Source organism: Roseateles sp. (genome assembly GCF_047654805.1).
In the GTDB taxonomy this organism is placed as follows: domain Bacteria; phylum Pseudomonadota; class Gammaproteobacteria; order Burkholderiales; family Burkholderiaceae_C; genus Pelomonas.
Map to the genome: position 1 here is coordinate 5,436,788 of NZ_JASGIV010000001.1, position 12,951 is coordinate 5,449,738.

A 12,951-nucleotide genomic window follows, 5' to 3' on the forward strand; every position below is an offset into this window, starting at 1 on the left:
GTATCCCAAGCATGAGCGCCAATATCGCCCCGACCCGCAAGCAATTCCCCGCCGACTTCCTCTGGGGCGTGTCCACCTCCTCCTTTCAGATCGAGGGTGCCGGCCGTGAGGACGGCAAGGGCGAATCCATCTGGGACCGCTTTTGCAGCGAGCCGGGCCGCATCCGCGACGGCTCCAATGGCCTGGTCGCCTGCGACCACTACCACCGCTGGCCGCAGGACCTCGACCTGGCCAAGCAGTTGGGCGTCAATGCCTACCGGTTTTCGATTGCCTGGCCGCGCATCCTTCCGCGGGGCCGTGGCGCGGTGAACGAGGCCGGCCTTGCTTTCTACGACCGCTTGGTGGACGGCATGCTGGAGCGGGGCATGGACCCCTGGGCCACGCTCTATCACTGGGACCTGCCGCAGGTATTGCAGGCTCAGGGCGGCTGGATCTCGCGCGACACCGTGACCGCCTTCTTGGAGTACACCGACCTTGTCACGCGCCGCCTCGGCGACCGCGTCAAGCACTGGATCACGCACAACGAACCCTGGTGCTCCTGCATCATGGGTTACTGGGAAGGCGTTCATGCGCCCGGCGGCACCAGCCTGGCGGATGCGATGCAGGCCTGCCACCATGTGCTGCTGTCTCATGGTCAGGCCGTCTCCGTGATCCGCAAGAACTCGCCGGATGCCCAGGTCGGCATCACGCTGAGCCTGCACCCCATCGCCGCCGCCTCCGACAGCGTGGCAGACCAGGCCGCGCTGAAGCGCCACGACGGTCTGCGCAATCGCTGGTTCCTGGACCCGCTGTTCGGCCGAGGCTATCCCGAAGACACGCTGGCGCTGCTGGGCGCGGCCGCACCCCGGGTGCAGCCCGGTGACCTGGACACCATCGCCACGCCGACCGATTTCCTCGGCGTGAACTACTACTTCCCCGAGATGGTGGCCGACGACCCGAGCGCCAGCCACGGCCCGATGCGTGCCAAGCTCGTCGATCGGCCCGGCGTGGAGCGCACCGGTTTCGGTTGGGAGGTCTCGCCGCAGGGCTTGGTGGACCTGTTGACCCGCATCCAGCGGGACTACGCTCCCGCTGCCATCCAGCTGACCGAGAACGGTTCCACCTTCGAGGACGTGTTGACGCCCGAAGGCCGCGTGCACGACGCCCAGCGCCTTTCCTATCTGCAGCGCCATCTCGCTGCGTTGCACCGGGCCATGGAGGTTGGCGTGCCCGTCAAAGGCTACTTCGCCTGGAGCCTGCTGGACAACTTCGAGTGGGCCGAGGGCTATCTGCGCCGCTTCGGGCTGGCCTACGTGGACTACGCCACCCAGCAGCGCACTCTGAAGGACAGCGGCCTCTGGTATGGCCGATTTCTGAATGAATGATTAACAAAAATACATCGGCATTTGGCGGGGAACAGTCGGTTTCTAAATGAAATATTACAGGGTCGTCCCTCAGGCGCGCCGCGCGCCGCCGGGCGACACTGCGCGCGCCAAACCACAAGATCCGGAGACAAGATGAAGTTCACTCGCCACGCCCTGGCTGCGGCCGCGCTCGCCGCAGCGGCCTGCGCCCCGTCCACCGCCTCTGCACAGCAGCTCAAGGCCGAGGTCATCCACTGGTGGACCTCGGGCGGCGAGTCTGCCGCCGTCAAGACACTGGCCGAGGCCTATCGCGCACAGGGCGGCGTCTGGGTCGACACCGCGGTGGCGCTGGGTGAGCAGGCGCGCTCGGTGGCCATCAATCGCATTGCCGGTGGCAACCCGCCCACGGCTGCGCAGTTCAACACCACGCAGCAGTTCCGCGACATCGTCGACCAGGGGCTGTTGAATAACGTCGACGAGGTCGCCAAGCGCGACGGCTGGGACAAGTTCCTGCCCGAGACCGTGCTGCAGGCCATACGCGTCAACGGCCACTATTACGCCGCGCCGGTCAACATCCACAACATGAGCTGGTTCTGGTTTTCCAAGGCCGCCTTCAAGAAGGCCGGCATCGCGGAGGAGCCCAAGACCTTCGATGAACTCTTCGCCGCGCTGGACAAGCTCAAGGCCGCCGGCCTCGTGCCGCTGGCCCATGGCGGCCAGCCGTGGCAGGACGGCATCGTCTTCACCGCCACGCTGGCCCATTACGGTGGCCGCGAGCTTTACCTCAAGGTCTTTCGCGATCGGGATCCCAAAGCCATCCAGGGCGAGGAGTTCAAGAAGGTGCTGCTCGCCTTCAAGAAGCTGCAGAGCTACACCGACAAGGGCTCGCCCGGCCGCAACTGGAACGACGCCACCGCCATGCTGATCAGTGGTCGTGCCGGCGTGCAGATCATGGGCGACTGGGCTAAGGGCGAGTTCGCCCAGGCCCGCCAGGAACCCGGCAAAGATTACGGCTGCACGCCCGGCTTCGGTGCCAAGGCACCCTACATCATCCAGGGCGATGTGATGGTCTTCCCCAAGACGAGCAAGCCCGATCAGGTCAAGGCCCAGCAGCTGCTGGCCAGCGTCATCACCCAGCCAGCCACGCAGGTCGCCTTCAGCATCAAGAAGGGCTCCATCCCCATCCGCACGGACGTGGACGTCAGCAAGATGGACCTGTGCGCCCAGATGGGCGTGGCGGCCATGAAGGACAAATCGCGCCATCTCGCCAACGGCGAGATCTACATCACGCCCGACCAGAACGGCGCGCTGCAGGACGTGCTGACGAGCTACTGGAATCGCAACATCCCGGTTGAGAAGGTCCAGAAGGACATCGTCTCAGCATTGAGGAACTGATGAAGCGCCGTGGTCTCGCGGCCTGGGGTGCGCTGCTGCCCCTGGCGCTCATCGTCTGCGTCGGCTACGTCGGCACCGTGCTGTGGACGGTGCGCACGTCCATGTCCACGTCGCGCACCTTCCCAAAGGACGATTTCGTCGGCCTGCAGCAGTTCGAGCGACTGCTCGACAACGAGCGCTGGCAGCACGCCATCCACAATCTCGCGGTCTACGGCGTGCTCTACATCGCGGCGGCAATGCTGATCGGCTTCCTGCTGGCCGTCTTCATCGACCAGAAGGTGCGCGGCGAGGGTGCGCTGCGCACGGCCTTCCTGTACCCGTACGCGATGTCCTTCGTCGCGACGGGCCTGGTCTGGCAGTGGGTGCTCAACCCGGACAGCGGTCTGCAGAACGCGATGCAGCAGTTGGGTTGGAAGGACTTCCAGTTCGACTGGATCGTCGACCAGGACATGGTTATCTACACCGTCGTCATTGCAGGCACCTGGCAGGGGGCTGGGCTGGTGATGGCGTTGATGCTGGCCGGCCTGCGCGGCATCGACGAAGAAATCTGGAAGGCCGCTCGGCTGGACGGCATCCCAACCTGGCGGGTCTACCTTTCCGTCGTGCTGCCCATGATGGGGCCGACGCTCGCCACCGTCTTCACGCTGCTGGCCACCGGTGTCGTCAAGGTCTTCGACACTGTCGTCGCGATGACCCAGGGCGGCCCCGGCACGGCCAGCGACGTGCCGGCCAAGTTCATCATGGACCACCTGTTCGGCCGCGCCAATCTCGCTCTGGCGTCGGCCGGGGCGGTGATGCTGCTGGTCACTGTGCTGGCGTTGGTGGCGCCGCTGGCCTATGTGCGCAGCCGCCAGAAGGTGCAGGGGGGACACGCATGAATCGCAGGTCCACCAGGATGTGGGCGCGGCTGGGCGTCTATGCCTTCCTGATCTTCGCGGCGGCCTTCTTCCTGCTGCCGCTGTACGTGATGCTGACGACATCGTTCAAGAGCATGGACGAGATCCGCCTGGGGCAGATCTTCGCGCTGCCCTCCGCACCAAGCTTCGACGCCTGGCGTGCCGCCTGGAGCGAGGCCTGCACGGGCGTCAGCTGCGAAGGCGTGCGAGGCGGCTTCTGGAACTCGGTCGCCATCGCGGTGCCATCGGTCATCCTGCCCATCCTGCTGGGCGCCATCAACGGCTATGCGCTGTCCTGGTGGAAGCCCAAGGGCAGCCAGTGGCTGTTCGGGGTGCTGATGCTGGGTGCTTTCATCCCCATCCAGGTGATGATCTACCCGCTCGTCAAGCTTGAGGCCGCGCTGGGCATCTACAGCAGCCTTCCCGGCATCGTCGTCGTGCACCTGGTGTTCGCCATGCCCATCATGACGCTGCTGTTCCGCAACTACTACGCAGGACTGCCGGCCGAGCTCTTCAAGGCGGCGCGCGTGGACGGCGGCGGCTTCTGGCGCATCTTCGTGCAGCTGGTGCTGCCGATGTCCACGCCCATGCTCATCGTCGCGGCCATCATGCAGATCACCGGCGTGTGGAACGACTACATCCTGGGCCTGACCTTTGCCGGCCGCGACAACCTGCCGATGACGGTGCAGCTCAACAACGTCATCAACACGACGACCGGGGAGCGCCTCTACAACCTCAACATGGCGGCCACCATCCTCACCTCGGCGGTGCCCCTGTTGGTCTATCTGATTTCCGGCCGCTGGTTCGTCCGTGGCATCGCTGCGGGAGCGGTCAAGTGAGTGGCGTGAACATCCAGGGCCTGAGCATCAAGTTCGGCCACAACGAAGTCATCAAGGGCCTGGACCTGCAGGTCCGCGAGGGCGAGTTCCTCGTGTTGCTGGGACCCTCGGGCTGCGGCAAGTCCACCTTGCTGCACAGTATTGCCGGCCTCATAGACGTCAGCGGTGGCAGCATCCACATCGGCGGGCAGGACATGACCGACGCCGAGCCGTCCGAGCGCGGCATCGGCATGGTGTTCCAGAGCTATGCGCTCTACCCGACGATGACCGTCGAGAAGAACATGAGTTTTGGCCTGCGCGTGGCTGGCACGCCCAAGGCCGAGATCGCCCGCCGCGTGGACAAGGCGGCGCAGATGCTGCAGCTGACCGCCCTGCTGGACCGCAAGCCTGCACAGCTGTCCGGTGGCCAGCGCCAGCGCGTCGCTATCGGCCGGGCGCTGGTACGCGAGGCCGGTGTGTTCCTGTTCGATGAACCGCTGTCCAACCTGGACGCCAAGTTGCGCGCCGAGTTGCGGCGCGAGCTCAAGCTGCTGCATCAGAACCTCGGCAGCACGATGATCTACGTCACCCACGACCAAGTCGAGGCGATGACGCTGGCTTCGCGCATCGTCGTCATGAAGGGGGGCGTCATCCAGCAGATCGGCACGCCCGCCGAGGTCTACGAGACGCCCGCGAACCTCTTCGTCGCCGGGTTCCTCGGCGCGCCGGCCGTCAACCTCGTGCCGGCCACGGTCGGTGCCGATGGCGTGACGCTGGACGGACCGCTTGCGCTGCGGCTGGCGGCCGGTCGCGTGCGGCCGGGCCAGCGGGTCGTTCTGGGCGTGCGTCCTGAGCATGTGCGCCTGCAAGCCGACGGTCGCTGGCGTGCAACCGTCGAGATGGTCGAACCCATGGGCAACCACCAGGTCGTCTGGATGAAATCCGGCGACCAGGGCTTCTCGGCCGTCGTGCATGACGGCCGCCGCATCACCGCCGGCGAGACGCTGGCTTTCGATATCGATGAGACCCTGCTGAGCGTCTTTGACGCGACCAGCGAACTCCGACTGAGCTGAGCCATGAAACAACTCCTTTTGGCGGTGACGGCCGCCTGTGCATTCGGTGCTAACGCTGAACCTGTACGGGCCTTCTTGACCACCGGCGACCAGAAGAACCTGCTCTCGCCCAGCGCGGTCACTGCGCCTGCCAAGGCCGACTTCGTCATCCGCATCGACCCGAAGCGCCAGCATCAGCGCATGGCCGGTTTCGGCGCCGCCATCACCGAAGGCTCCGCCTGGCTGATGCGCCACGGCATGACCGAGGCACAGCGCGACGCGCTGATGCGCGAACTGTTCACGCGCGAAGGCAATGGCCTTGGTTTCGAGCTGACACGCCTGACCATCGGTGCCTCCGACTTCTCGCGCCGCCACTACAGTCTGGACGACATGCCGCCGGGCCAGACCGACCCGGATCTGAAGAACTTTTCGCTGGCCCCCGAGCGAGAGGACGTCATTCCTGCGACCAAGCAGGCGCTGGCTTTGAACCCCAAGCTTCAGGTCATGGCCTCGCCGTGGAGTGCACCGGGCTGGATGAAGACAACCGACAGCCTCGTGCAGGGTCAGCTCAAGCCTGAGCACTACGGCAGCTTCGCGAAGTACATGGTGCGCTACGTCGAGGAGATGAAGGCCGAGGGCATCCCCATCTTCGCGCTGACGCTGCAGAACGAGCCCCACTTCGAGCCCGGCGACTACCCCGGCATGCGCATGCCGCCGCGTACGCGAGCCGAGGTGGTCGGCAAGCACCTCGGTCCGTTGCTGTTGGCCAAGGGCATGAAGACGCAGATCCTGGAATGGGACCACAACTGGGACGAGCCCTGGAGCCCGCTGTCCATGTTGTCCGACGCGACAGCGCGCAAGTACGTGTCCGGCGTGGCCTGGCACTGCTACGCGGGCGACGTGTCCGCGCAGTCGCAGGTCGCTCGGCAGTTCCCCGAGCTGGACGTCTGGTTCACCGAATGCTCCGGCGGCGAATGGAAGCCTCAGTGGGCCGAGACGCTGCCGTGGATGATGCGCAACCTCATCATCGGCAGCACTCGTCACGGTGCCCGCGGCGTGCTGATGTGGAACATCGCCCTGGACCCGAAGTACGGCCCGCACCTGGGCGGCTGCAACGACTGTCGTGGAGTGGTCACCATCGATCCAAAGGACGGCAAGGTCACGCGGAACATCGAGTACTACGCCTTCGGCCATGCCAGTCGCTTCGTGCACCAGGGTGCACGGCGCGTCGACTCCGAAGGCGGCGGCGACAGCAAGACCGGGTTGGATCACGTCGCCTTCACCAACCCTGATGGCGGAACCGTACTCATCGTCAGCAACTCCGCTGCTGTGCCGCGGCGCTTCAAGGTGCAGGCCCCGGGGCAGCGCTTCAGCTACGAGCTGCCGCCCAGCGGCGTCGTGACCCTCACGTGGTGATGCGCACCGCCCTGCTCGCGGCCCTGATGGCCGCCTCCATCGCAACGCAGGCGCAGGCGCAGGCGGGGGCATTGGAGCTGGCCGGCGTGTTCGCGGACCATATGGTGCTGCAGCGCGACGTGCCGCTGCGTGTCTGGGGCCGGGCCGAGCCGGGCCAGAAAGTGCGGGTGGAATTGGCCGGTCGCCGCGCGGAGACGGTGGCGGGCCGTGACGGCGCCTGGCAGGCGCAGCTTGCGCCGCTGCAGGCGGGCGGACCTCACCGGCTCCAGGTCAATGCAGGGTCTGAACGACGCCTGCTGGACGACGTGCTGATCGGCGACGTCTGGATCGCCGCTGGTCAGTCCAATATGGAATGGCGGCTGGCCGATGCCAACGATGCCGCCACGGAGGTCGCCGCCGCAGGCGCGCATTCGCGGATCCGCCACGCCAAGATGCCGCACCGTGTCAGCCTGACGCCGCTGCAGGACGCGCCACCCCTGCGCTGGGACGTGAGCAGCCCGGCGACCGCCGGAGACTTCAGTGCCGTGGCCTGGCACTTCGCGCGCCGCCTGCAGGCCGATGCGAAGGTACGGAACATCCCCATAGGCATCCTGAACCTCAGCTGGGGCGGCACGCATGTTGAGACCTGGACCAGCCCGCGCGCCGCGGTGGCCGACCCGGACCTCGCCGACACGGTGCGTGCCATGCCCGCCGATTCGGCCACCTTCGTGCAGCGCCGCCGCGACCGGCTGCTGGAGCGCGTGCGCCGATTCCAGGGCAGCGAGCCTTTCGACATCGCTGGCGCCGACCCCCGGCTGGATGACCGCGCCTGGTCCACGCTGAACGCGCCCCAGGTCTGGGAAACGCAAGGCCTGCCGGGCCTGGACGGCCAGGTCTGGCTGCGCCGCCACATCACGCTGACGGCCGCTGAAGCGGCGGGCGCGGCGACGTTGCACCTGGGCCTCGTTGACGACTGCGACGAGAGCTTCGTCAACGGCCAGCCCGTCGGCAAGACCTGTGGCTGGGACACGCCGCGCACCTACGCGCTGCCGGAGGGCCTGCTTCGCGAAGGGGACAACCTCGTCGCCGTGCGAGTGACCGATACCGGCGGTGACGGGGGCTTTCATGGTGCGGCGGCCAACCTGCGCCTGGACACCGCCGCCGGCGCCAAGCCCCTGGCGGGCACGTGGCAGGCCCGTGTCGAATCCCTGCAGCCCGTCCAGGAGCCTGGCCCCAACGACCTGCCGGGCCTGCTGTTCAACGGGATGGTGCGGCCGTTCACGCCCTTCGCGGCGCGCGGCGTCATCTGGTACCAGGGTGAGACGAACGCGCCGCGTGCGGCCCGCTATGGCGAGGCGTTCCCCCGCCTCATCGCGGATTGGCGCGCGCATTGGCGCGAGCAGGGGCAGCCAGGTCTGCTGCCCTTTTACTTCGTGCAGCTCTCGTCCTTCGGCCCGCGGCCCTCGCAGCCCGGGGGCAGCGCCTTCGCCGAGCTGCGGGACGCCCAGCGCCAGACGCTGGCGCTGCCCGCCACCGGCATGGCCGTCAGCATCGACGTGGGCGACGCCGACGACATCCACCCGCGCGACAAGCGCACGGTGGGCGAGCGCCTGGCCCGCATCGCACTGGCTCGGACCTACGGAAGGTCCATGCCCTTCAAGGGCCCGACGCTGCAGGCCAGCCGCCTGCTGCCCGGCGGCCGCTTCGAGCTGACTTTTGGCGACGTGGCGGGAGGGCTGGCCGTGCGCGGCGGCGGCCCGCTGCAAGGTTTTGCCATCGCTGGGGCGGACCAGCGCTTCGTGCCGGCTCGGGCGGAGATCGTCGGCAAGGACCGCGTGCGTGTGTGGAGCGACGCCGTGCCGCAGCCCGTCGCCACGCGCTACGCCTGGGCCGACACGCCGCTGGACGCCAACCTCGTCGACGGTGCGGGCTTGCCGGCCTCGCCCTGGCGCACCGACCGGTGGCCGTTGGTCACCCGTGACATCCGGCCGGAGTTTTGAAGGGGAACTTTCACCCCATGGCGCGCGTTGGGGTGCCATCGCTACGATGGTCGGATGACCGGCCTGCTCCTGATCAGCACCAGCTTGATCACCATGCTGGGCTTGACGCTGCTCGCGCTGGCCCGCCTGGAGCCCGGCCATCCCCACATCAGCGACTGGGGCTGGAGCCATGTGCTGCTGGCCCTCGGCCTGACGCTGGGTGTCGCGCTCGTGCCGGCCGATGCGCGCTCGCTTCACTACCAGGTGCAGGCCACCGTCGCGACCGCATGCATCATCGCGTCGCTGGCCCTGCAGCTGGCTGGCGCTGCGCGCTATCGGGGGCGCGCCTGGCACTGGAAGCGCAACGCGCCGCTCTTTGCCGCGCTGCTGGGCGTGATCCTTGCGCTGGCCCTGGTGGAGCAGCACTGGGGAATCGTCGCAGCGGCCCTCGTGCTGACCGGCGGCGCCTGGCTGGCGGCAGCCTGGTTGTGGCGGGGCGGCGCGCCCAGTGAGCGCTTTGTCGCCGGCTGCTTCTTCGCCTCCGGCCTGGTGCATCTCAGCGGTCCGATGCTGGACCCGCTGGCCCGCTCTACGCTGACCCACATCCTCGGCACCTACGTGCAGATGACCCTGGCCATGGCTCTCATCCTGCTGTCGGTGCGGCGCGCCCACCACGAGACGGAGCGGGTCAACTCAAGGCTGCGCCAGCTCTACGAGCAGTCCATGCAGGGCCTGGCAGTACTGCGCGATGGCCGTGCCGTCTATGCCAACCCGGCGGCGCTGGCGATGTTCGGCTTCGACCGTGTCGAGGGCGTGGTGCCGATCGAGTCCATGATGGCCCCGGCCGAGCGTGAGGCCGCGCAGGCCCGCTATGCGCAGCTGATCCAGCAGCGCCGCGGTCATATCACCTGGGAGGGCGAGCGCTACCGGCGTGACGGCAGTGCCATCTACCTGCGCGGCAGTTCCAGCTACACCGAATGGGAGGGCCAGCCGGCGCTGCTGGTGCTGATGCTGGACGACACCGAACGCCACCGCGCCACCGAAGCGCTGCGCCGCCAGGCGCTGCACGACGAACTGACCGACCTGCCCAACCGCCACGCCGTGCTGGCCCGTCTGGCCGAGCTGACGGCGCCCGGCAGCCCGGGCTTCGCGCTGCTGTCGGCCGACCTGGACCGTTTCCGGCTCGTCAACGAGAGCTTGGGCCACGAGACCGGCGACGCGCTGCTGCAGGCCATCGCGGCGCGGCTGCGCCAGTCGCAGCCGCCCGATGCTCTGGTCGCACGTCTCGGCGAGGACCAGTTCCTGCTGCAGCAGTCCGGCGTCGACGACGATGCGGCCGCGCTGCTGGCGGGCCAGCGCCTGCTGGCACTGATGAACGCGCCATTCGTCGTCGGCCACCGCGCGCTCTATGTGCACCTGTCGGTTGGCATAGCGCGCTTCCCGGCCCATGGCAAGGACGGCGCGGCGCTGCTGCGCGCGGCCGATGTGGCCATGCACCAGGCCAAGCAACAGGCCGGTGCGGCTGTCGTGGCTTTCCAGCTCGGCATGGCGGCTGGCGCCGGCGGCCTGCTGGAGATCGAGCAGGCCCTGGCCGCCGCCATCGAGCACGAGGAGTTCCAGCTCGACTACCAGCCCAAGTTCGAGGCTGGTGCGCGGCGGCTGGCCGGTTTCGAGGCGCTGGTGCGCTGGCAGCGGCCGGGCCGGGGGCGGGTCAGCCCTGCCGACTTCATCCCCGCTGCCGAGCGGACCGGCCAGATCGTCCCGCTGGGCGCCCTCATCCTGCGCCAGGCCGCTCGGCAACTGCGCGCCTGGGAGCTGCAGGGCCTGACCCCGCTGCCGGTGGCCGTCAACGTGTCGCCGCTGCAGTTCGAGGACGGCGGCTTCGCCGACTGGCTGCTGGCGCTGGTGCAGGCCCATGGTGTCGATCCGGCGCTGATCGAACTCGAGATCACCGAAACCGCCGCGATGACGCACATGGACCGGGTGCTGCCCCAGCTGGCGCGACTGCGCGAGGCCGGCGTCGGCGTGGCCTTCGACGACTTCGGCACTGGCCAGAGCTCATTGACGCTGCTGCGCCGGCTGCCCATCACGACGCTCAAGCTGGACCGCAGCATGGTGGACCCTTTGCCCGAGCCTTCTGCGGGCGCTGTTGTGCGTGCGGCCTGTGTGCTGGCTCAGGCCCTGGGCCTGGCCATCGTCGCGGAAGGAGTGGAGACCGAGGCCCAGGCCGCCGAGGTCGAGCGCCTAGGCTGCACGCATCTGCAGGGCTGGCTGCTGTCTCGGCCGCTGGGGCCGGAGGCGGCCGGCACGCTCCTCAGCGCGCCATCGACTCACCCATCTGGATCGAGCCACCCGGCTGCCACGCCGGGTTGAACTGCAGCTCGCTCTTCTCGAAGAGCATGACGACGGTGGAACCGAGCAGGAAGCGACCCATCTCCTCGCCCTGTGCCAGCGTGACCTGGCCGGGGGCGTAGTTCCATTCGCGCACAGGGCCGCTGCGTTTGATCTGGCCATGCCAGACCGTTGCCATGCTGCCGACGATGGTGGCGCCGACGAGCACCAGCACCCATCGGCCCAGCGAGTCGTCGTCGAACACGCAGACGACTCGCTCGTTGCGCGCGAACAGCCCCGGCACCCCGCGCGCCGTCGTCGGGTTCACGGAGAACAGCTCGCCCGGCACGTGCACCATGCGCACCAGCCGTCCCCGGGCCGGCATGTGGATGCGGTGATAGTCCTTGGGGCTGAGGTACAGGTTGGCGAACAGGCCGTCCTGGAAGCGCGCTGCGAGTTCAGCATCGCCGCCGACCAGGGCGGTCGTCGTGAAGGTCTGGCCCTTGGCCTGGTAGACCTGGTTCCCGTGGACGCGACCCACCTGGCTGATCGCGCCATCCACCGGGCAGACCAGCGGCGCCTCGGCGAGCGGGCGCGCGCCGGGCTTGAGGGCACGGGTGAAGAAGTCGTTGAAAGTCTTGTAGGCGGCGATGTCCGGCTCAGCCGCTTCCGCCATGTTGACGCCGTAGCGCTCGACGAAGCGGCGGATGGTGGCTGTCGTGATGCCGCCAAGAGGTCGGGACGCGTAGTGCCCGGCCAGGCGCGTCATGGCCAGCTTGGGCATCAGGTACTGCGGCAGGACTTTGAGACGGTCGGACATGGCATGGGGGCCGTGAAGGGTCGCGGATTCTAGGAGCGCGTCTGGTCGGGGCATCCTAGGGTGAGCGCGGACAATGTCGGACGATGTCCCTGGTTCACAGCTCCTTCTACCGCTTCACGCCCGTGGTCGACCCGGCCGCCTTGGCCGACTGGCTGCGCGAGGCTGCCGCCGGGCTGGGCGGCGTGGTGATCGTCGCTGGCGAAGGCCTCAGCGCTGCCGTGGCCGGCCCTGCCGAGACGCTGGCCCGCTTCGAGGCAGCGTTGCAGCGCCAGCCCGGCTTTGCCGGCCTGCATGTCAAGCGCAACGCTTGCGAACGCCCACCCTTCAGCCGACTCAAGGTCTCAGTCAAGCGCGAGATCGTCGCCTTCGGCGTGCCGGGCGTCAGCGGTCGCGATGCAACCGACACCCATGTCAGCCCGCAGCGCTGGCGTGAGCTGCTGGCCGACCCCGGCACGGTCGTCCTCGACAACCGCAACAGCTTCGAATTCAGGCTGGGCAGGTTCCGTGGCGCCGTCGATCCCGGCGTAGCCCATTTCCGCGACTTCCCGGCCTATGTCGAGGCGCACCGCGAAGAGTGGCAGGGCAGGACTGTCGCCATGTACTGCACCGGAGGCATCCGCTGTGAGAAGACAGCGGCCTGGATGCAGGCTCAGGGCATCACGGTGGCCCAGCTCGACGGCGGCATCCTGAACTACCTCGAGGCCTTCCCCGAGGATGGCGCGCGGGACTGGCAGGGCGAGTGCTACGTCTTCGACAAGCGCATCGCCATCGACGCCGCTGGTCGCGAGACGGGCACGAGGGCCGAGGCCGTCTTCACCGATCCGGCCGATGCCTGGCGTCTGGCGCGGGCCAGGCGCCTGGACCCGGCCGCGGAGGAATGATTCCCCCCGCGCGGAGGAAAGCTTCCGGACCTTGCCGCATG

At 68.1% G+C, this 12,951-nt stretch carries 10 protein-coding genes; 9 read left to right on the forward strand and 1 reads right to left on the reverse strand.

Features of this window, described 5'->3' with window-relative positions; all coding sequences use genetic code 11:
* Positions 1-11 precede the first annotated feature (11 nt).
* The 8 genes from QM732_RS24600 to QM732_RS24635 all read left to right on the forward strand — a co-directional run bounded on the left by QM732_RS24600 (position 12) and on the right by QM732_RS24635 (position 11,251).
* Positions 12-1,364, forward strand: coding sequence for a GH1 family beta-glucosidase (locus tag QM732_RS24600; protein WP_415658713.1), 1,353 nt, complete (start codon positions 12-14; stop codon positions 1,362-1,364).
* Positions 1,365-1,496: 132 nt separating this feature from the next.
* Entirely contained in the window at positions 1,497-2,738 is a 1,242-nt protein-coding gene (locus QM732_RS24605; protein ID WP_415658714.1) for an ABC transporter substrate-binding protein, read from the forward strand.
* On the forward strand, positions 2,738-3,616 hold the full coding sequence (locus QM732_RS24610) for a carbohydrate ABC transporter permease (protein WP_415658715.1): 879 nt from the start codon (positions 2,738-2,740) through the stop codon (positions 3,614-3,616). The genes QM732_RS24605 and QM732_RS24610 overlap by 1 nt, the downstream gene beginning before the upstream one ends.
* The gene (locus QM732_RS24615; protein WP_415658716.1) at positions 3,613-4,473 is read left to right on the forward strand and encodes a carbohydrate ABC transporter permease; all 861 of its coding nucleotides are present in this window, start codon (positions 3,613-3,615) and stop codon (positions 4,471-4,473) included. The genes QM732_RS24610 and QM732_RS24615 overlap by 4 nt, the downstream gene beginning before the upstream one ends.
* The gene (locus QM732_RS24620) at positions 4,470-5,525 is read left to right on the forward strand and encodes an ABC transporter ATP-binding protein (protein ID WP_415658717.1); all 1,056 of its coding nucleotides are present in this window, start codon (positions 4,470-4,472) and stop codon (positions 5,523-5,525) included. Before QM732_RS24615 ends, QM732_RS24620 begins: the two co-directional genes overlap by 4 nt.
* Positions 5,526-5,528: 3 nt before the next feature.
* Complete coding sequence (locus tag QM732_RS24625) at positions 5,529-6,920, forward strand: glycoside hydrolase family 30 protein (RefSeq protein WP_415658718.1); 1,392 nt, start codon at positions 5,529-5,531, stop codon at positions 6,918-6,920.
* Positions 6,920-8,899, forward strand: coding sequence for a sialate O-acetylesterase (locus tag QM732_RS24630; RefSeq protein ID WP_415658719.1), 1,980 nt, complete (start codon positions 6,920-6,922; stop codon positions 8,897-8,899). Before QM732_RS24625 ends, QM732_RS24630 begins: the two co-directional genes overlap by 1 nt.
* Before the next feature lie 54 nt (positions 8,900-8,953).
* Positions 8,954-11,251: a putative bifunctional diguanylate cyclase/phosphodiesterase gene (locus QM732_RS24635; RefSeq protein ID WP_415658720.1), complete on the forward strand. Its 2,298-nt coding sequence runs from the start codon at positions 8,954-8,956 to the stop codon at positions 11,249-11,251.
* Here QM732_RS24635 and asd read toward each other — a convergent pair.
* Entirely contained in the window at positions 11,193-12,029 is an 837-nt protein-coding gene (asd, locus tag QM732_RS24640) for an archaetidylserine decarboxylase (protein WP_415658721.1), read from the reverse strand. The genes QM732_RS24635 and asd overlap by 59 nt on opposite strands.
* An 83-nt stretch (positions 12,030-12,112) precedes the next feature.
* Between asd and QM732_RS24645 the strand changes: the two genes are divergently transcribed.
* The gene (locus QM732_RS24645; RefSeq protein WP_415658722.1) at positions 12,113-12,910 is read left to right on the forward strand and encodes a rhodanese-related sulfurtransferase; all 798 of its coding nucleotides are present in this window, start codon (positions 12,113-12,115) and stop codon (positions 12,908-12,910) included.
* Positions 12,911-12,951 lie beyond the last annotated feature (41 nt).

Excerpts from the sequence above, each read along its gene's own strand:
- QM732_RS24610 (WP_415658715.1), top strand. The coding sequence starts at position 2,738 with ATGAAGCGCCGTGGTCTCGCGGCCTGGGGTGCGCTGCTGCCCCTGGCG.
- QM732_RS24605 (WP_415658714.1), top strand. The coding sequence starts at position 1,497 with ATGAAGTTCACTCGCCACGCCCTGGCTGCGGCCGCGCTCGCCGCAGCG.
- QM732_RS24645 (WP_415658722.1), top strand. The coding sequence starts at position 12,113 with ATGTCCCTGGTTCACAGCTCCTTCTACCGCTTCACGCCCGTGGTCGAC.
- QM732_RS24600 (WP_415658713.1), top strand. The coding sequence starts at position 12 with ATGAGCGCCAATATCGCCCCGACCCGCAAGCAATTCCCCGCCGACTTC.
- QM732_RS24625 (WP_415658718.1), top strand. The coding sequence starts at position 5,529 with ATGAAACAACTCCTTTTGGCGGTGACGGCCGCCTGTGCATTCGGTGCT.
- QM732_RS24615 (WP_415658716.1), top strand. The coding sequence starts at position 3,613 with ATGAATCGCAGGTCCACCAGGATGTGGGCGCGGCTGGGCGTCTATGCC.
- QM732_RS24635 (WP_415658720.1), top strand. The coding sequence starts at position 8,954 with ATGACCGGCCTGCTCCTGATCAGCACCAGCTTGATCACCATGCTGGGC.
- asd (WP_415658721.1), bottom strand. The coding sequence starts at position 12,029 with ATGTCCGACCGTCTCAAAGTCCTGCCGCAGTACCTGATGCCCAAGCTG.
- QM732_RS24630 (WP_415658719.1), top strand. The coding sequence starts at position 6,920 with ATGCGCACCGCCCTGCTCGCGGCCCTGATGGCCGCCTCCATCGCAACG.